Raw genomic sequence first — 18,015 nt, 5'->3', positions numbered from 1 at the left:
GACCGCCGGGAGCGTCGGCCCACACCATCGCAGGGTCGTCGCCCCAGGGGGTGGCGGCCTTCCGGCGCCCCGGACAGCGCGGTCACAGGAGGAGCCGCCGTCACGTCCCGCGCCGTGAGGCGAGCGCGACGTCGTCGGCCGCGGCCCATGCCAGCGAGTACCAGGAGAGCCCGGCGAGGACCGCGGCGCTCGGCAGCTCGGCGAAGTAGGCCAGCGCCTGCGCGAGCTCGTAGTCGGAACCGCGGTGCGCCGACCACAGGTCGAAGAACGCGTCCAGGCCGAGCAGCACGGCGCTCGCCGAGGCAAGAGGGCTGGTGGCGCGATGGCGCCGACGCACCAGCCAGGCCAGCAGGAACAGTGCGGCGATCTCGATGACGTCCAGCCACACCCATGAGTTGGAAAGGTTGCGTGCGCCGAAGCGCCCCTTCACCGACATCACGAGCACGGCGATCCACGGCATCAGCAGCACGCCCGCCGAAACGAGAACCGTCGGCAGCCAGCGCCGGATCGCGGCTTCACGGGCCGCGACCGCCCTCTTGAAATTACGCACCGCCGGAGCCTACCAATGGCGGATGAGCCCGAACGGCACCGCGTTCGACCCCTCGCCCGCCGGCCTGGTCCCGCCGCCGGCCGGGTCGCTCCCCCGGCGGACCACCTCTCCGAGGCCGTGCCGAGGTCGTCGAGGGCACCGGTGTCCTGGAGTCCAGGCACCGGCGGGCCCTGACTCCACCGTGCTGGACGACGCGGTCGCCGCCCGGGACACCCCCGCCCAGATCATCGCCGCGGTCCGGGTGGGGGTCCTGAGGTCCCCGGCGCCGGCGAGGTGGCCGCCCGCCGTGCACCGCCCACGAGTACGCCGAGCCCGGCAGGCCCCGCATCGCTTGGAACGACGGGCAGAGCCGAGCCGACCTCCTCGCGCCCGGCCCGGCGCCGCGCCCTACGGTGGAAGGAGTCGACCGAGGGATCCGCGTGACCGCACTGCCCGTGAGGACGGTGAGATACATGTGCCGATGGCTTGCCTACTCCGGTTCCCCGATCATGTTGGAGGAGTTGCTGTACAAACCCGCCCACTCGCTGATCGACCAGAGCCGCCACGCCCGGATGGGCGTCGAGACGACCAACGGCGACGGGTTCGGCGTCGGCTGGTATCCGGACGAGCTGCGCGACGTCGACGGCGCCACGGATCCGGCGGTCTTCCGAGCGGTGGGCCCCGCGTGGAGCGACCGCAACCTGCACGAGCTCGCACACTGCGTGCGCTCGCCGCTGTTCCTCGCCCACATCCGTGCCTCCACCGGCACGGCGGTGCAGCAGACCAACTGCCATCCCTTCCGTTACGGACGGTGGCTCTGGATGCACAACGGCGCGATCCATGACTTCCCGAAGCTCAAACGCGACCTCGCACTCGAGGTCGCCGCTCCCCTCTACCCCTCCATCGAGGGCTCCACCGACTCCGAGCTGATGTTCTATCTGGCGCTGACCTTCGGGCTCCGGGACGACGTACCGGGAGCCGTCGAGCGCATGGCCGGCTTCGTCGAGGCGGTCGCCGCCCGGCACGGCGTCCCCGACGCCCTGCAGATGACAGTCGGCGTCTCCGACGGTAGGCGGCTGTGGGCGTTCCGCTACTCGACCGAACGCGCGTCCCGTTCGCTGTTCTTCAGCACCAGCGTCCACGCGCTACGCGCCCTGCATCCGGACAGCACCGTCCTGCGGCGGGTGTCCGAGGAGACCCGCATCATCGTCTCCGAGCCCATCGGTGACCTGCCGGGCGCCTGGAACCCCGTCCCCGAGTCCTGCTACGGGCTCGTTCAGGAAGGCCACGACTCGATCCACGTGTTCCGGCCGGTCCGGCCCTGATGAGCATCGAGAGCATCGCGGCCCTGCTGACCACCCTCCTGGTGATCGCCCGCGCCGTCAGCGTCCTGCACTGACACCCGTCCCGGCTCTCCCACCCGGCGAGAACCGGACCCCCTCCCGGACCCGGGGGTGGTGCCGGCCGGTCAGGACAGCGTGGTGAACGGCTCGTAGAAGGGCTCCGGGTACCGCACGGCCGCGTCCGGGTGACGGCCACGAGGTCCGACACCGGCTTCGGCAGCACGACCACCAGAGTCGTCGGCAGCAGGACGCTCCCCTGTCGCGACCCCACCCGGCCCCCGGCCCTGACTGCCCACCGCTCGGACCGCCCGCCCGGACGCCGCGCCGTTTCGTTTCCCGGACTGCCACCGGGCGGAAAGGCTTCGCTCCCGGTGCTGCGCGAACGGCGTACGACCGGGAGAGTGGGCCGGGGCCGGTACTCGGCCACACTCAGGGAAAGGCATCAGTGGAATCCGGACTTCGCATCGCCAGCCACCAGAGCGCACCCGGTGTGCGGCGGGTCGCACTCGACGGGGTCGCCGACATGGATACGGCTGACGTCCTGCGTGCCGCGCTGGACGACGGACTCGGTGCCCCTCCCCTCCCGCAGGCCCTGGTCGTGGACTGCGACAAGCTGAGCTTCTGTGCGTCGGCCGGGCTCAACGAGTTCCTGCGGGCCCGGATGACCGCCGTCGGCCTGGGCATCGCCTTCCGGGTCGCCGCGCCGCAGGACCAGTTGCGCCGACTGCTGCGCCTGACGGAGACCGACACCCTCCTGGGAGTGCCGCCCGTCCCCGAGTCCGAACCGTCCAGGCCGTTCTGACCCCCGGGCCCGACGGCGGGCGACGACCGGCCGACGATCACCGCCGTTCGGCGCCGACCCCCTTGAGCGCGAGCGACGGCGCCCGGCCGTACACCGAGCGGTAGAGGGCGGCGAACCGCCCGGGGTGGGCGAACCCCCAGTGCGCGGCGATCTGCGTGACGGTCACCCCGGCGTGCGGGTCGGCGGCGGCGAGGTCCGCGTGCGCGCGTTCCAGCCGGACCCGGCGCAGAAACCCCAGCGGCGTGGTCCCCGCGTGGCGACGGAACGCGTACTGCAGCGCGCGCGGGGTCACCCTCACGGCGGTCGCGATGTCGGCGAGCGCGATGTCGCGGTGGGCGTTGTCCTCGATGAACGAGACCGCCCGCCGAAGGGTGCCGCTGTCGGCGTCGCGGGTGTCGACGCGCGCGGGCGCGGTCCTGACGGTGTGGGGCAGGGAGGCCAGCACCACCGCCGCGAGGTGCTGCGCGGCGGTGGAGACGGCCAGCGCGCCCGGGAAGGACGCCGCGTCGTTCAGGACCGCGTCGCGCACGTAGGCGATCGCGGCGCCGAGTCGCTTGTTCCCGGCCTCGGTGACCGCCCGGGAGCCCGTCAGCCTCACCGGTCCCGGCCCGGCTGCTCCGCCGGCGGCGGCCATCCGGTCCAGCAGGGCCGGATCGAACATCGCGATGGTGTAGCGCGCCGACCGTACCTCACCCTGGTACGGGAGGTCGGGCTGGGCGAGGAGGAACGTCTCCCCCGGGCCGTACACCGTCTCCCGGCCGTCCGTCCGGTCTACCAAGGTCCCGGCGTGCATGCTGACCAGGCAGATCCTGCCCAGGCTGCCGGCGTCGTACCCCATGTCGAAATTGACGGCGAGACGGTCCACGCTCAGCGGGCCCGCCGCTCGACGGGTGACCCGCACCTGTGCGTCACTCACCGATCCACCGATCCGCATCGGGGTGTACGCGGACGACAGGAAGGCCTCCGTCGCGTCCAGGCTGCCACTGCGGAAGTCCACACTCTCCATGCCCCGATCCTGCCAGGGAATCCCGGCGCTCGAAACGAGGTCGCGGGAGCGCGACCCGCAGGCGACTCCCGCCCCTCCCGGGCCGGCGCGGGAGCTGAGGACCGGGCGTACGGGGACAGAGCGCGTTCGTGTGGCGGCGAGGGCGCCGAGCCTGCCAGGCGGCCCCCGGCCGGGGCGCGGCAGCCGCCGAGGGGGCACCGTGCCGAGTGAACCCCGTCTCCCCGACGGGGGTTGCGGCCGGACGGCGGCAGCCCTCGGGTGCCGGCCGGGCACCCCTGGGGCCACTGTCCTCCGGCGGGACCGGCATCGGTCGTACGGCAGAGCGAGAGCTCGCGCTCCCAGACGTCACTGTTCAGGCGTCACTGCAGGGGCGTCACTGTTCAGGCGCTGATCCGGGCGAGCATGGAAGCCAGCCGCCGCACCGCCTCCTCGGCCTGGGTGAACTGCTCCGCGGTGGGGACGACGGTGTTGAACGTCGGGCCGTCCCCCGCCGGCAGGGCCCGCCAGTGCAGGACGGGGGAGAGCGCCGCGCTGCACCCCGCCAGGAACCAGGCCAGGCGGCCGTGGGTGCGGGCCAGGCCGATCGCCAGCACGGCGAGCGCCTCGCGCAGCCGCTCCAGCCGCTGGGGCTCCACCGCATCCGCCCGGCCGCACTCCGGGCCGACCACCCCGAGGCCGGCGGCCACCTCGCGGGCCAGCGCCCGGTCCCTCGGCGTGAGGTCCCACCCTGCCGTCCCGAGCTGCTGTTCCGCCTCCGTGATCAGCCCCAGGATCTCCACCCGCATGTCCATCCCCGCACGATAGCGGCAGCACCGGCCGCGCCGACACGGCCCGGCCGAGGGCACTTCGGGGAGGGAGTCGGGGGCCCGTCGGCGGGAGTTCCCGGACGATCGGCGCCGGGACCGGCCAGTGCGATTGGTTCGCGTGCACGTGGATAGACGCGCCGGGGCGACGACGTCGCCGACGCCGTCGGCCCGGGACGGGAGGCCGATCATGGCAGTAGCAGGTTCGCAGACCCCGAGGAGCGCGGACCGGGCCGGGCTGCACGCCCGGGCCGAGGCTCTGGGATGGTCGGTGGAGGATCCGCCCCCCGGAACCCGGCGCCCGCTCCGGTGCGAACGCTCCGACCTGACCGTGGAGTCGTTCTTCTCGACCGACGGCGAGTTCCGCGCCGCCCGGATCCACGGCCCCACCGGCCCCGACGAGGAACTCGACTTCCCGTCGACGCTCGACTTCCTGCAGCGCCACGGGACGGACGCCGGCCAGGGCGGAACCGCTGCCGCCGAGGCGGCCGCAGTCCTGGCGCGCAGCGCGGCCCGCCGTTCCCCGGCGGGCCCGGCGCCGCAGGAGACGCCGCCCGCCGAGGAGAGCACCACCGCCGGCATCTCCACCCCGGAGCCTCCCGAGGTGCGCCAGGCCTGGGGCACCTGGCCGATCGTGGTGGTCGCGGTGCTCGTCGTCTGCGTCGTGCTCTTCTTCGTCGCCCGCATCGCGGGCTGGTGAGGCCGGCGCCACCATCCGGCCGTAGGGATGTGGGCCGGCTACGAGGAGGCGCTCGTCCGGTACGGCCGGGAGGTGTGCCGGGCCTGGACCGCCGAGGGGCGCCGGGGCACCTGTGCGGACAGCCTCCGGGACGGCCTGCCGGAGCGCGGGACCGGGCCCCCCGCCGTACGCTCCCAGGCGGAGCCGGCGGGTGCGGGAGAACTCCCTCCGTGGCTCGGAGCCGCGGAGTTCCACGCCAGCCACCGGTCCGCGCTGCTCCGCAAGGACCCGGCGTTCTACCGGGCCCGCTTCCCGGACGAACCGGACGACCTGTCCTACGTATGTCCCGCGTCCGACCGCGCGCATCGGGTGTGAGGCGGGAGCACTGCCCGCCCCCGGGGGCCGGCCGGGCGTTTCGCCTCACCGCGGAGCGCTGACGCTCCCGCCGGGGAGGCGGGTCGCCGGCCGGGGCTGCGTCCCCGGCCGACAGATCCGCGTGTCCCGCGCGCCCTCTACCCCGCCCTCCATCCCGCTCACCACCCCGTGGCCGGAGGTGTCGGCAGGGCCCGGGTGGGCAGACGCGCGGCATGTGGCTGATGAAACCTCCCGGTGTCTACCGGGCGCAGGAAGACACCGATCTGCTGATCTCCAGTCTGGGCCGCGAGCGTCTGCGGGAGGGGGACGAGGTGCTGGACATCGGGACCGGCACGGGTGCGGTGGCCCTGGCCGCCGCCGGCACGGGCGCCCGCGTCACCGCCATCGACGTCTCCCGCCGGGCGCTGGCCACGGCGTGGCTCAACGGCGCGCTGAACGGGCGACGCATCCGTGTCCGGCACGGCGATCTGGTGGAGCCGGTGCGCGGACGCCGGTTCGACCTGATCGTCTCCAATCCCCCGTACGTACCGGCGGCCGACGACGCGCTGCCCACCCACGGGGCGGCGCGGGCCTGGGACGCCGGGCACGACGGACGCGCGCTCCTCGACCGGATCTGCCGCGACGCCCCCCGGGTGCTGGCACCCGGGGGGATCCTGCTGCTGGTGCACTCCTCGCTCTGCGGGGTCGAGGCGAGCTGCCGGGCCCTGGCCCGGGCCGGACTGCGGACCGGGGTGGTCGCGCGCCGGCGCCTCGCGTTCGGCCCGGTGATGTCCGCGCGGGCCGACTGGTTCGAGGAACAGGGGCTGATCGCCCCCGGCGTGCGGCACGAGGAGCTGGCGGTGATCCGCGGTGTCCGACCTTTCTGACCTGCCCGGCGCGCCTGGGCTGCCCGACCTCCGGGAGACCCGGCGCCTGACCATGCCCGTGGAGAACGGGCCCCTCCTGGTGGAGGGGCCCGTCGAGGCTGTCCTGCCGGACGGCACCGTCCGGGTGAGCGAGCGCCCGGTCGTCGCGCTGTGCGTGTGCCGGCGCAGCAAGCGCTACCCGTTCTGCGACACCAGTCACCGTCGACGCTCCGTGCCGCCCGCGGAGCGCGCCCAGCGAGGCCGGGCGCACGAGGAGGGCGCGGCCGAGGCCGGTTGACCACGGCCCGACCCCGCCCTCCCGCCCGGGCGGCGGGTTCAGGGCCGCAGGTGGTCGCGCAGCGCCCGCAGGGCGGCCAGGACGGCGGCCCGCTGGACGGCGGTGCGGTCACCGGGGGCGGGCGGGGCGAGCACGACGGTCTCCTTCGGCCCGGCCACCGCGACGTACACCGTCCCGGGTGGCCGGCCGTCCTGCGGCTCGGGGCCCGCCACGCCCGTGGTGGCGATCGCGTACGTGGTGTCCATGAGTCGGCGGACCCCCTCCGCCATCTGCCGCGCGACCTCCGGATCCACCGCCCCGCGTGCGGCGAGGAGGTCGCGGTCGACCCCCAGTACCCGCGCCTTGATCTCGGTGGCGTAGGCGGTGACCGAGCCTTCGAAGACGCCGGACGCGCCGGGCGCCTCCGACAGCGCGACCGCCAGCGCGCCTCCGGTCAGCGACTCCGCGACGGACACCGTGCTCTCCGCGGCGCCGAGCGCGGAGTGGAGCTCCCGCGCCAGCCGCTGTCGCTCCTCGTGGCCTTCGGTCATCGCTGCCTTCCTTCGCGCTCGGGTGGTGGGGACCGGGCGAGCGGTCGCGGTGTCGGGACGCACCCCGGCAGCGGCGGCTGCCACCCGCGTGGGGTGGGTCGCGCCCCGGTCCGCCCGTCGAGTGCTGTCCGGTCACCGCCGGTCACCCGAGTCGCCGTGCGGAGATGCGTGAGGGGGCGATGGCCAGCAGGCTCGGGCCCAGGGCCGGAGAAGACCGCCGGCGCCCGTCCGCCCTGACGGCCGGCCGTCAGGGCGGCTACCCGGCGCGCCGGGCGCGACACACGCCCCCGCCACGTCATTCGACCACCTTGCACCCGCGCCCCTCGGGCCGGGCCGGCCTCCGCCGGCACTGCTCCGGCGGGCAACTCTCCAGCACCAGCAGTGAGGAACGCGATGGAAACGCCAGGCCCCCTCAAGAAGGCCGCTGACGCCCTTGTCGACGCCCTGACCGACGGCGACGCCCGCCCCCCGGTGGAAGTACCGGGTGCGCCGGGAGCGAAACCGCCGTCCGTGGCCGAGCCCACCGAGCCCCGGGCGCCCCTGCCGCCGAAGCCCGACCAGCGCGCGCCGGAGCCGCTGTCGGCCACCGGGCGGGGCGGACGGGCCGCCGACGACGTGCGGGCGCAGAACGGCGGGTTCCTGACGACCGCCCAGGGTGCGCGGCTACCGGATTCGGATCACTCGCTGAAGGCGGGCCCGCGGGGGCCGGTGCTGCTGCAGGACCACCACCTGCGGGAGAAGATCACCCATTTCGACCACGAGCGGATCCCGGAGCGGGTGGTGCACGCCCGCGGCGCGGCCGCCCACGGCGTCTTCCGGGGCTACGGCACCGCCGGCGGGGTCACCAGGGCCGCGTTCCTGGCCGAGGGCGTGGAGACGCCGGTGTTCGTCCGGTTCTCCACCGTCCTCGGCTCCCGCGGGTCGGCGGACACGGTGCGTGACACGCGGGGCTTCGCGACGAAGTTCTACACCACCGAGGGCGTCTTCGACCTGGTCGGCAACAACATCCCGGTGTTCTTCATCCAGGACGCCATCAAGTTCCCCGACATCATCCACGCCGGCAAGCCGCACCCCGACCGCGAGATCCCGCAGGCGCAGAGCGCCCACGACACCTTCTGGGACTTCGTCTCCCTGCACACCGAGGCCACCCACCACACCATCTGGAACATGTCCGACCGGGGCATCCCCCGCTCCTACCGGACGATGGAGGGCTTCGGCGTCCACACCTTCCGCCTCGTCGACGCCGACGGCGCCACCACGCTGGTGAAGTTCCACTGGAAGCCCAAGCTCGGCGTCCACTCCCTCGTCTGGGAGGAGGCGCAGCTGATCGCCGGCATGGATCCGGACTTCCACCGACGTGATCTCTACGACGCCATCGAGGCCGGCGCCTTCCCGCAGTGGGAACTCGGCATCCAGACCTTCCCCGACACCCCCGACCAGATGTTCGAGGGCATCGACCTGCTCGACCCCACCAAGATCGTCCCGGAGGAGCTGGCACCCGTCCGGCCGATCGGGCTGATGACGCTCAACGCCAACCCGACGAACTTCTTCGCGGAAGTCGAGCAGGTGGCCTTCCATGTCGGGCACCTCGTCCCCGGTATCGACGTCACCGACGATCCGCTGCTGGCCGGGCGCCTGTTCTCCTACCTCGACACCCAGATCACCCGGCTGGGCGGCCCCAACTTCGCCCAGATCCCGATCAACCGCACCCACGCCCCGGTCAACGACATGCTCCGCGACGGCTTCCACCAGGACGCCGTCCACACCGGCGTCGCGCCGTACAAGCCCAACTCCCTCGACGGGGGCTGCCCGTTCTTCGCCGGCGCCGCCGACCACGCCTACATCGAGCACCCCACCCCGGTACCCGCCGCCACCAAGGTCCGCGAGGCCCCGGCCACCTTCGACGACCACTTCAGCCAGGCCCGGCTCTTCTGGCTCAGCATGAGCCCGCCCGAGCGCGAGCACATCATCGCCGCCTACACCTTCGAACTGAACAAGTGCTACCACCAGGCCGTCAAGGAGCGCACCCTGCTGGTGCTCGCCAACATCGACCGCTACCTGTGCGCCCAGGTCGCCGCCGGCCTGGGCCTGCCGGCTCCGCAGCCCTCCGAGCCGGTCACGGACCCCGCGCCCAGCCCGGCCCTGTCCCAGCTCGGCCAGGAGTGGCCCATCCAGGGCCGGGTCATCGGCATCGTCGCCGATCCCGCCGGGGACCTCGCCGCTCTCGCGGCCGTGCGCCGGGCGGTCCTCGCCGCGGGGATGGTGCCCCTGGTCATCGCTCCGACGGGAGGCGAGCTCACCGCCGACGGCGCGGAGCCCCTCGCCGTCCAGCGGACCTTCGCCACCGCCCGCTCGACCGAGTTCGACGCCATCCTGCTCGCCGGCTCACCCGCGCCCGGGATCGACGCCGACGGCGGGCGGGACGCCAAGGCCGGCGCGCCGCAGGGCCCGGGCGCACCGGTCGACCCCCGCATCACCCTCCTGCTGGCCGAGGCGTGGCGCCACGCCAAGGCCATCGGCGGCTGGGGCACCGCCGAGCAGGCCCTGGCCGCGGCGGCCGTCCCCGCCGCCGGGCCGGGTGTCGTCCTCGGCGACGACGGGGAGAACGTGCTGCGCGAGATCAGCGGCCTGCTCGCCGCCCACCGGGTCTGGGACCGCTTCCCTCCCCCGACCGAGGCCGCGACGCGCTGACCCGCCGCGGTAACGCGACGCCCCGCCACCGGGAACGGTGGCGGGGCGTTGCGGGCTTGTGCCAGAACGGCGGTCGGACCCTCTTCGGGGCGTATCCGCGGGTACGCCCCGAAGAGCTTGGCCAGGGAACGTCAGCCCTGGCCGCCCTGTCCCTGGTGGCGGATCTCGTCCGCCGCCTCCTGCCCGGCGGCCTTCAGGTCGTGCGCCGTGCGCTGCCCGGCGTCCTGGGCGGCCCCCTTGCTGGTCTGGGCGGCGTCCTGGGCCGTGGACTTGACCGCCCGCACCGCGTCGCCGGCCGGTTCGCGCAGCTCGTCGCGCACCTCCTGGACGGCTTCGACGGCGGCCTGCTTCGCCGGCTCCAGCAGCTCCGGGTGCTCGCGCAGCTTGGCGCCGCCCTGCTCCTCGACCTTGCTGGTCGGCAGCAGCGCCGCCGCGAGAAGGCCGGCGCCGAACGCCATCAGGCCGGCGGCCAGAGGACTGCCCTGGGTCCGGCGACGCACCTGGGCGGGGGTCTGCTGGACGGCGTCGCCGATCTGGGCGGCGGTCTCCTTGGCGGTTTCGCCGAGCTGCTCGACGCCCTCGCCGGTCGCGGCGGCCGCCCGCTGCGCGGACGATCCGGTGTCGTGGACGGTGCCCATCACTCGCTCCCTGATTCCGGTGATCCTGTCCCGTGCGGCCTCGGCCTGGCGGTGCGCCACCCGGCCGGGGGCGACCTTGTCGGCCAGCCGGTCGACGTTGCGTGCGAGGTGCGCGCGGCGCGCCTCCACCTCACTCCTCAGCTCGTCGGGTGTCGCACCCATGCCGCGTCCTCCTTCAGGGTCTCCAGGGTCTGTTCGGGAGTGAGGCGTACGTCCTTCAGGCGCTTGCGCCCGGAGCGGTAGAGCACGGCGCCCACCACCGCCCACAGGGCGGTGACGATCAGCGCGGCCCACGCCAGGTTCATCGCGTTGCCGAGCGCGAAGACCAGGGTCAGGCTGGCGAGCACGAGCACCAGGTGGCCCGCGTACCCGGCCCCGGCGAGCATCCCGGACGCCTTCCCCGCCTTCACCGCCTCCTGCTTGACCTCCGCCTTCGCGAGGTCGATCTCGTCGCGCACCAGTCTGCTCAGATCGTCGGTGATCTCACTGATCAGATCGCCCAGTGACTGGTTCCCGGTTGCCGGCGGGGCCGCCGTCGCCCCGGTCGGGTACGGCGGCGGGCCCGGGGGCCCGCCGGTGGGAGCGGGGCCCGCCGCCGGAGCCTTGGCGGCCTGTTCGGAATAGGAGATCGCCATCGCTAGACCCCCTGCGCCGGCGGCCGCCGGCCGAAGGCCGGATCCTGGCCGTAGGCGGGTGTGACGTGGGGCGGCTGGGACTGGCCGTAGTCCTCGTACGGGCCCGGCGCGACGCCGCCGCCGGTGGGCAGCGGACTCGCCGGCGGATACCCGGGCGCGGGCGGCGCCGCCGGGCTCGGCGGTGTCACCGGGACGGGCGGCGGGTACTCCCGCCCACCGCGCCCTTCCCCGCCGGGGGCCGACGTGCTCCCGGCCGCCGCGACGCCCTTGCCCGTGCGGCCGAGGGCGAAGCCCGCGAGCGCGGCACCGGCCAGGAACACCCCGGGCCGACGGCGCGCGAAGTCCTGCACGTCCTCCAACAGGCCGTCGGGGCCGCGCCGTTCCAGCCGGTCGGCCACCTGGTGGCCGCCGTCGGCCAGTTGGCCCACCGCGGCGGTGGCCGCGGAGTCCGGCTTCCCGTGGTCGGCCATGTCCCGCAGCTCGTGGGCCAGCCGCCGCACGTTCTCCGCCAGTCGTCCGGTCTGCGCCCGGGCCTGTTCCTGTACCTGATCGCGAGCCTCGGCGAGCAGGTCACGCACCTGCGCACCCGCCTCGCCGACCACCTCCGATGCCTGGTCCTTGGCCGTACCCACGGCCTCGCCCACGTTGTCGGCCACCACCTGTGCACCACCGCCGGCCTTGTCCCGCACGCTGCGGACAGCGGCACCCGCCACTGTGGCGTCCTCTTCCTGGTTCGAACCCACCGGGCCCGTGTACTCGTTCAAGGCTCCTCCTCACGCATCGGTCGGATCGTCCTTGGGCCGCGCCTGCCCGGCATCGGGAGGTGTAACCGCGTTCGTCCGACCCGACCGGGCGGCGCCGGCGCGGGCCGCCCGGACCGGCGTGAACCGCGCACCGGTCGCACCCGGTGATGACCACGGTGGGTGCCCGGGCCGTTCGGCGGCTCCTTCGCCGGGCCGTTCGGCCGCGCCCGGGGTAGCGTGCTGCACGGGGAGAGGGCACCGGCACGAGGAGAGTCATGCCTGACGCCATCGTCATCGGCGCCGGCCCCAACGGGCTGGTGGCCGCCAACATCCTGGCCGACGCCGGCTGGCAGGTGGAAGTCCTGGAGAGCCAGTCGGAACCCGGCGGAGCCGTCCGCAGCGACCGGGGCGTGCATCCCGGCTACGTCCACGACGTGTTCAGCTCCTTCTACCCCCTGGCCGCCGCCTCCCCCGCCATCGGCGCGCTCGACCTGGGCGCCCACGGCCTGCGCTGGAGCCACGCGCCCACCGTGCTGGCCCATCCCCTGCCCGACGGGCGGTGCGCCACCCTGCACCGCGGGGTGACCGCCAACTGCGCCGGGCTGGAGAGCGCCTTCGGCGGAGCCGACGCCGAGGCGTGGCAGCGGCTCTCCCAGCTGTGGGAGGACCTCGACCCGCACCTCGTGAGGTCGCTGTTCACCCCCTTCCCCCCGGTCAGGGCGGGGGTCGCGATGGCCGCCCGGCTGCGGGCCGCGGACGGGCTCCGGACCCTGCGCTTCCTGACCCTCCCGGTACGGCGCCTGGCGCAGGAGGAGTTCACCGAACCCGGCGCCGGTCTCCTCCTCGCCGGCTGCGCCCTGCACGCCGACCTGCTGCCCGAGAGCGTCGGCAGCGCCGCGTTCGGCTGGCTGATGGCGATGCTCGGCCAGCAGGTCGGCTGGCCCGCCCCGGTGGGCGGCGCGGCCGCGCTCACGGCGGCGCTGGTGCGGCGGCTGGAGGCGTCGGGCGGAAGCGTGCACTGCGACGCCCGGGTGGTGGAGGTGGTGGTGCGCGGGGGCCGCGCGCTGGGCGTGCGCACCGCCGACGGCCAGTCCCACCGGGCCCGCCGTGCCGTCCTCGCGGACGTTCCGGCGCCGACCCTCTACGGCGCCCTGGTGGGGTGGGAGCACCTGCCGCCCCGGACGCGCGCGGATCTCCGGCGCTTCCAGTGGGACTTCTCCACGGTCAAGGTCGACTGGGCCCTCGAGGGCCCCATCCCCTGGACCGCGCCCGAGGCGGCCGCGGCCGGGACGGTGCACCTGGGCGCCGACCTCGACGAGTTGAGCGACTACGCGCTGCAGTTGAGCACGGGGCGGCTGCCGCGCCGCCCGTTCGCGCTCCTGGGGCAGATGACGACCACCGATCCCGGCAGGTCCCCCGCCGGCACCGAGTCCGCCTGGGCCTACACCCACGTCCCCCAGGTGATCAGGGACGACCTGGGGGACGCCGGCATTACCGGCCGCTGGGACACCCGCGAGACCGAGGCGATGGCGGAGCGGATCGAGGACCAGGTGGAACGGTTCGCCCCGGGCTTCAGGGACCGCATCGTCGCCCGGCGCGTGCTCACCCCGCCCCTCCTGGAGGAGCGCGATCCCAGCCTGGTAGGCGGCGCGATCAACGGCGGCACCACCGCGCCGCACCAGCAGTTGGTCTTCCGCCCGGTACCGGGCACCGGGCGCCCCGAGACGCCCGTGGCAGGGCTCTACCTGGCCTCGTCGTCCGCCCACCCGGGCGGTGGTGTCCACGGGGCCTGCGGGGCCAACGCCGCCCGCGCGGCGCTGCGCTCGCACCGGCTGCTGGCCGGTCGCGTGCTGGCACCTGGTCTGGCCGCGGCCCAGCGGCTGCTGTCGGGCCGCCGCGGACAGCACGAGTGAGGTTCTCCCTGCCGGGTGCTCCGCCCCGCCGGACCGGCGTTGGCGGGGCGCCGGACGCCCGGCATCGCGGGAGCAACGACAGCGCGGAGCCCGGCAGGTCCGGGACGAACGAAGGAGGAGTCGCATGGCACGGCGCCAGCAGTTCATCGAATGCCCACCGGAAGCGGTCTGGAGCGTCCTGTCCGACGGCCGCAACTACGCCGAGTGGGTGGTCGGGACCCGGGACATCGAGCACGCCGACGCCGACTGGCCGGCCGTCGGCACCCTGCTGCACTTCCGGGCCGGTATCGGGCCGCTCACCCTGGACGACCGTTGCGTGGTACGGATCTGCGAACCCGGCACCCGCCTGGAACTCGAGGCGAAGGCCGAGCCCTTCGGTGCCGCCCGCATCGCGTTCACCCTCGTCCCGTGGGGCGCCAACACCCTGGTATTCCTCGACGAACACCCCCTCACCGGCCCGGGAAGCCGGCTCCAGGGGCCGCCCAGCGAGCTGCTGCTGCACCTGCGCAACCGCCGGCTGCTGGGCAACCTGGCCCGCGTGGCGGTCCGGGAGCACCAGCAGACCGCCGGGGCGGCGCCGAACCACCACCCGGGGTGAGCACGCGCCGGCCCGGCCGGAACCGGACCGCGACGATCGGGACGGGACACGGCCGACGACACCCAGCGCGGGCTGCCGGAGTTGCCATCGGTCATACCTGCCACTGCAGTTCCGCGCCGCGCTGACCGGGCCGCCGCCCACGGGCCGCGCCACCGGCCGGACCGGTCGCACGGCGATCCCCGCTACCGGCGGCAGGGATCACGGGCGCGGGTGACGGCCCGCGGAGAGCCGGGCGGGGCCGGCTTCCCGGGGACCGTCGGAGCGGGCGCACCGGCGCCCGGAGCGGCGGCGTACGTGCCGTTCCCGTCGTCGTCGGTACCGGAGACGGTACGGACTCAGGGGTCCGCACCGGACGCCACCCGCGGCCCGGGGGCGCTTCGATACGAAGATCGCGGGTAGTCGACGCGCCGTCGGGCGCGGGTCCGGCCGGTCGCGCGGTCCGTCGAGGGGAGCGGCGGTCGAGAGGAGCGACGAAGGTGGGGGCGCGCCATGATGGGACATTCGCACGCGGTGAGCGGAGGGCTGCTGTTCGCGGCGGCGTCGGGCCATCTCCCCGTCGAACTGGTCGGACCCGGGTTCGGGCCCGCCGACCTCCTGATGGGCACCGTCCTGTGCGCCGGCGCCGCCCTCCTGCCCGACCTGGACCACCACGACAGCACGCTCGCCCACTTCCTCGGGCCGGTGTCCGGGGTGCTCTGCCGCGTGCTGGGCCGCGTCAGCGGGGGCCATCGCCACGCGACCCACTCGCTGCTGTTCGCGGCCCTCGCCGGCGCCGGTACCTGGGCCGGTATCGCCCATCTGGGCCGCGGCTTCGTCCTGGGCCTGACCTTCTGCCTGCTGGCGCTGGCCCTGCGGGCCCTGCACCTGCACCCGCCCGGCAACAGCCCGGCGACCTGGGCACTGCCCACCGGCCTGGCCGCCCTCGGAGCGGCCGGCCTGGACTCCTGGCTGCCGAACGCCCGGTACTGGCTGCCGTGCGCGGTGACCCTGGGCGTCCTGGCACACCTGCTCGGTGACTTCCTGACCAGGCGGGGCATCCCGCTGTTCTGGCCGTACGGACGGCGTTACGAGATACCGCTGATCAAGCGCACCGGAAACGGCGTCGAGACCAAGTTCCTCGCCCCCCTCATGACGATCGCGACCTTCGTCCTGCTCTGGTGCACGGTCTTCCCCGGAACCCTGCCGATCAGCTGAGCCGGGCGGCACCCCGCCACCCGCCCGGACGACGGCGCGCCCCCGGCGGGGCCGGCGGCGCCGACCGACGCCGCTCAGCCCTGCGGGAGGTCGATCTCGACCCAGACCGCCTTGCCGGGGCGGTCGGCCCGCGGGAGGTGCCCCCACCGGCTGGCCAGCAGCTCGACGGTGTGCAGGCCGTGCCCGCCGATGCGGGTCGGCTCGTGCGGCAACCGGGGCCGCGGCGGTTCGTCGGAGCCGTCCAGCACCTCGATCCGGAGGGTGCCGGCACTCGCGGACAGGACGAGCTGGTCCGGCCCGCCGGCGTGCTGGCAGGCGTTGGTGGCGAGCTCGGAGACGATGAGGAGGACGTCGTCGGCCCGGGCCTGCTGGTCCGGATCGGTGGTGGGCAGCCATCCCCAGTCCTCCAGCGCGGCCCGTGTCCGGTCGCGACAGCGTCCGACCGCACCTGCCGCACCGTCCAGGGTCAGCCTCCGGACCTGACCGGTGGGAGGCATCCCTGGCATCACCGACCGGCTCGCCGTCCGGTACTCACTGGCACTCATCTGTCCTCACTCCGACGACCGACCGGGACCGGGTGGCAACCGGCCTTTGCTTCCTCGTGTGCCCGCCGGTTCGCAGGAGACACCGGTGACGTGCACCGGGCCCCGCCGCCCCCCGGCGGCTGCCGCACGGTCCACGGGCCGCCCTCCGGCGCCCGGGTGTACCCGGCGTCATCGGGCGAGAGCCGAACCGAGGTCCGCGCGGATGTCGAACACGGTCTGCGCCCCGGTGAGCTCGAACACTCGGGCGACCGAGGACTGCAGGCCGGCCAGGACGAGGGTGAGGTGCGCGCGTTCCGCTTCGGCGCGGGTGTTGAGCAGCAGGTTGAGGCCGGTGGAGTCGCAGAACGACAAGCCGTGGCAGTCGACGACGACCCGCTCCCGGGCCTGTCCGATCGCCTCGTGGAGCTGCGTGCGCAGGAGCGCCACGCTGTCGTAGTCCAGCTCGCCGACCGGCGAGACGACCACCGCACCGTCCTCGGTTCGCAGATCGGCCCTGAGGCGCACGGTGTGCGAGTCCTCGCCGGGCTGCTGGGGGGCCGGTTCCGGCTCGGGGACGCCGTGGGGCATCGCTCTCCGTCCTCCTTCTGTCGAGTGGGGCCGTGTCTGCCCGTACGACGGTACGGCGGCATCCGACCGCAAGGTACGCCCTCCGGGCGGGACAGTCGAGCAGCACCACCCGAATGTGCAGGCAGTGTGAATATAGTGGGGCCTTTCCGCAAGGGGAGGCCTGATCCGGGTGAGGCTGGGCACGTGAGCCGCGTCGTACCCGATCACATGACCCCCAGCAGAGGAGAGGGCATGCCGACCGTCGTGTCCCGCCCTTCGACCACTGCCCGCACCGGCAGTTCTTCGACCGCCGCGACCGCACCGGTGGCGGACGGCGACGCGGTGACGTCCTCGGCCGACCTCGTCCGGGTGGCCGCGCGGCTGGGGATCGAGGCGGACCGATTGGCCGAGGTGTGCCCCGCCGACGCGCGCGAGCTGTCGAAGGCCCTGTTCGTCCGCCTGCGCGCGGCGGAGGAGGGCAGCGCCGAGTACTCCTACGTACGCGGCACCCTGATCGAACTGAACATGGCGCTGGTGAAGTTCGCGGCGAACCGGTTCACCCCCCGCAAGGAGCCGATCGAGGACATCGTCCAGGTCGGCACGATCGGTCTGATCAAGGCCGTCAACCGCTTCGACCCGTCGTTCGAGGTCGAGTTCTCCACGTTCGCGCTGCCGACCATCCGGGGCGAGATCAAGCGCTTCTTCCGCGACACCGGCTGGATGGTGCACGTCCCCCGCCGTCTGCAGGAGCTGCGGCTGACACTGGCCAAGACCAGCGACGCGATGGAGCAGCTGCTGGACCGCGTCCCCGCGCCCGCCGAGCTGGCCGCCGAGCTGGACCTGACCGAGGACGAGGTGCGCGAGGGCCTGATCGCCTCCCAGGCGCAGAGCGCGAGCTCCCTCGACGCCCCGGCCCTTGGGGCGGACGGGGCGGACGGCGGCGACCCGCTGGCGGACCGGGTCGCGCAGGAGGAGGGCGCCTACGAGCTCAGGCTCTGCCTGGAGACCCTCAAGCCGGCGATCGCCGCCCTGCCGGAGCGCGACCGCACCATACTCTCCCTGCGCTTCGGCGCCGAGCTGACCCAGGGCGAGATCGGCCGCCGGCTCGGCATCTCGCAGATGCACGTCTCCCGGCTGCTCAACCGCATCCTGGCCGGCCTGCGCGCCGAACTCCTGGCCGACGCCTGAGCGATGCTCCCGAGCCGTCGCGCCCTGGTGGTCACCCCCGGAGACCGCGCCGACCTGCTGATCGGCTCGCTGGCCGCGCACGCCGCCGGCGCCCCGCCGATCGCCGGCGTGCTG

Annotated in this window: 19 protein-coding genes and 1 pseudogene; 11 read left to right on the top strand and 9 right to left on the bottom strand. The window is 74.5% G+C overall.

Features of this window, described 5'->3' with window-relative positions; all coding sequences use genetic code 11:
- Positions 1–100 precede the first annotated feature (100 nt).
- The gene (locus tag ABZ495_RS24680) at positions 101–550 is read right to left on the bottom strand and encodes a hypothetical protein (RefSeq protein WP_359838119.1); all 450 of its coding nucleotides are present in this window, start codon (positions 548–550) and stop codon (positions 101–103) included.
- Between the two features lie 452 nt (positions 551–1,002).
- Between ABZ495_RS24680 and ABZ495_RS24675 the strand changes: the two genes are divergently transcribed.
- Both ABZ495_RS24675 and ABZ495_RS24670 read left to right on the top strand, forming a co-directional pair.
- Complete coding sequence (locus ABZ495_RS24675; RefSeq protein WP_359838117.1) at positions 1,003–1,854, top strand: class II glutamine amidotransferase; 852 nt, start codon at positions 1,003–1,005, stop codon at positions 1,852–1,854.
- 463 nt (positions 1,855–2,317) lie between these two features.
- Positions 2,318–2,674 (top strand): STAS domain-containing protein, encoded by a 357-nt coding sequence (locus ABZ495_RS24670; protein WP_359810128.1) that lies wholly within the window; start codon positions 2,318–2,320, stop codon positions 2,672–2,674.
- Between the two features lie 37 nt (positions 2,675–2,711).
- On the opposite strand, the gene ABZ495_RS24665 is transcribed toward ABZ495_RS24670, so the two are convergent.
- Complete coding sequence (locus ABZ495_RS24665) at positions 2,712–3,680, bottom strand: AraC family transcriptional regulator (protein ID WP_359838115.1); 969 nt, start codon at positions 3,678–3,680, stop codon at positions 2,712–2,714.
- Positions 3,681–4,060: 380 nt separating this feature from the next.
- Complete coding sequence (locus tag ABZ495_RS24660; RefSeq protein ID WP_359838113.1) at positions 4,061–4,471, bottom strand: hypothetical protein; 411 nt, start codon at positions 4,469–4,471, stop codon at positions 4,061–4,063.
- Between the two features lie 202 nt (positions 4,472–4,673).
- Here ABZ495_RS24660 and ABZ495_RS24655 point away from each other — a divergent pair, with 202 nt between their 5' ends.
- From ABZ495_RS24655 to ABZ495_RS24640, 4 genes and pseudogenes are all read left to right on the top strand, one after another.
- Positions 4,674–5,183, top strand: coding sequence for a DUF6480 family protein (locus tag ABZ495_RS24655; RefSeq protein ID WP_359838111.1), 510 nt, complete (start codon positions 4,674–4,676; stop codon positions 5,181–5,183).
- 6 nt (positions 5,184–5,189) lie between these two features.
- Positions 5,190–5,537, top strand: a pseudogene (locus ABZ495_RS24650) (MSMEG_6728 family protein); the annotation flags it as partial.
- 221 nt (positions 5,538–5,758) lie between these two features.
- The gene (locus ABZ495_RS24645) at positions 5,759–6,403 is read left to right on the top strand and encodes a HemK2/MTQ2 family protein methyltransferase (protein ID WP_359838109.1); all 645 of its coding nucleotides are present in this window, start codon (positions 5,759–5,761) and stop codon (positions 6,401–6,403) included.
- 52 nt (positions 6,404–6,455) lie between these two features.
- Entirely contained in the window at positions 6,456–6,680 is a 225-nt protein-coding gene (locus ABZ495_RS24640; RefSeq protein WP_359838170.1) for a CDGSH iron-sulfur domain-containing protein, read from the top strand.
- Positions 6,681–6,718: 38 nt separating this feature from the next.
- Here the strand turns inward: ABZ495_RS24640 and ABZ495_RS24635 are convergent, their stop codons facing one another.
- The gene (locus ABZ495_RS24635) at positions 6,719–7,210 is read right to left on the bottom strand and encodes a CinA family protein (RefSeq protein WP_359838107.1); all 492 of its coding nucleotides are present in this window, start codon (positions 7,208–7,210) and stop codon (positions 6,719–6,721) included.
- Between the two features lie 393 nt (positions 7,211–7,603).
- Here ABZ495_RS24635 and ABZ495_RS24630 point away from each other — a divergent pair, with 393 nt between their 5' ends.
- Positions 7,604–9,901: a catalase gene (locus ABZ495_RS24630; RefSeq protein WP_359838105.1), complete on the top strand. Its 2,298-nt coding sequence runs from the start codon at positions 7,604–7,606 to the stop codon at positions 9,899–9,901.
- Positions 9,902–10,032: 131 nt separating this feature from the next.
- Here ABZ495_RS24630 and ABZ495_RS24625 read toward each other — a convergent pair whose 3' ends face one another.
- The 3 genes from ABZ495_RS24625 to ABZ495_RS24615 are packed head-to-tail and all read right to left on the bottom strand — an operon-like array spanning position 10,033 to position 11,938.
- Positions 10,033–10,701 carry a DUF3618 domain-containing protein gene (locus ABZ495_RS24625; protein ID WP_359810109.1) on the bottom strand — a complete coding sequence of 223 codons (669 nt, stop codon included), beginning with the start codon at positions 10,699–10,701 and terminating at the stop codon, positions 10,033–10,035.
- On the bottom strand, positions 10,677–11,174 hold the full coding sequence (locus ABZ495_RS24620) for a phage holin family protein (RefSeq protein ID WP_359838103.1): 498 nt from the start codon (positions 11,172–11,174) through the stop codon (positions 10,677–10,679). Before ABZ495_RS24620 ends, ABZ495_RS24625 begins: the two co-directional genes overlap by 25 nt.
- Positions 11,175–11,176: 2 nt before the next feature.
- On the bottom strand, positions 11,177–11,938 hold the full coding sequence (locus ABZ495_RS24615; protein ID WP_359838102.1) for a hypothetical protein: 762 nt from the start codon (positions 11,936–11,938) through the stop codon (positions 11,177–11,179).
- A 254-nt stretch (positions 11,939–12,192) separates the two neighbouring features.
- Between ABZ495_RS24615 and ABZ495_RS24610 the strand changes: the two genes are divergently transcribed.
- The 3 genes from ABZ495_RS24610 to ABZ495_RS24600 all read left to right on the top strand — a co-directional run bounded on the left by ABZ495_RS24610 (position 12,193) and on the right by ABZ495_RS24600 (position 15,622).
- Positions 12,193–13,830, top strand: a complete 1,638-nt coding sequence (locus ABZ495_RS24610) for an NAD(P)/FAD-dependent oxidoreductase (protein WP_359838101.1) — start codon at positions 12,193–12,195, stop codon at positions 13,828–13,830.
- 124 nt (positions 13,831–13,954) lie between these two features.
- Positions 13,955–14,428: an SRPBCC family protein gene (locus ABZ495_RS24605; RefSeq protein ID WP_359838099.1), complete on the top strand. Its 474-nt coding sequence runs from the start codon at positions 13,955–13,957 to the stop codon at positions 14,426–14,428.
- A gap of 489 nt (positions 14,429–14,917) precedes the next feature.
- On the top strand, positions 14,918–15,622 hold the full coding sequence (locus ABZ495_RS24600; protein WP_359838097.1) for a metal-dependent hydrolase: 705 nt from the start codon (positions 14,918–14,920) through the stop codon (positions 15,620–15,622).
- 74 nt (positions 15,623–15,696) lie between these two features.
- Here the strand turns inward: ABZ495_RS24600 and ABZ495_RS24595 are convergent, their stop codons facing one another.
- Both ABZ495_RS24595 and ABZ495_RS24590 read right to left on the bottom strand, forming a co-directional pair.
- Positions 15,697–16,119: an ATP-binding protein gene (locus ABZ495_RS24595; protein ID WP_359810091.1), complete on the bottom strand. Its 423-nt coding sequence runs from the start codon at positions 16,117–16,119 to the stop codon at positions 15,697–15,699.
- A 216-nt stretch (positions 16,120–16,335) separates the two neighbouring features.
- Complete coding sequence (locus ABZ495_RS24590) at positions 16,336–16,734, bottom strand: STAS domain-containing protein (RefSeq protein WP_359838095.1); 399 nt, start codon at positions 16,732–16,734, stop codon at positions 16,336–16,338.
- Between the two features lie 231 nt (positions 16,735–16,965).
- Here ABZ495_RS24590 and ABZ495_RS24585 point away from each other — a divergent pair, with 231 nt between their 5' ends.
- The gene (locus ABZ495_RS24585) at positions 16,966–17,901 is read left to right on the top strand and encodes a SigB/SigF/SigG family RNA polymerase sigma factor (RefSeq protein ID WP_359838093.1); all 936 of its coding nucleotides are present in this window, start codon (positions 16,966–16,968) and stop codon (positions 17,899–17,901) included.
- Positions 17,902–18,015 lie beyond the last annotated feature (114 nt).

This window comes from Kitasatospora sp. NPDC005748, from assembly GCF_040630735.1.
GTDB lineage: Bacteria > Actinomycetota > Actinomycetes > Streptomycetales > Streptomycetaceae > Kitasatospora.
Note: the sequence above shows the minus strand (reverse complement) of the source record. Positions and strands in the feature narration are given on the sequence as shown.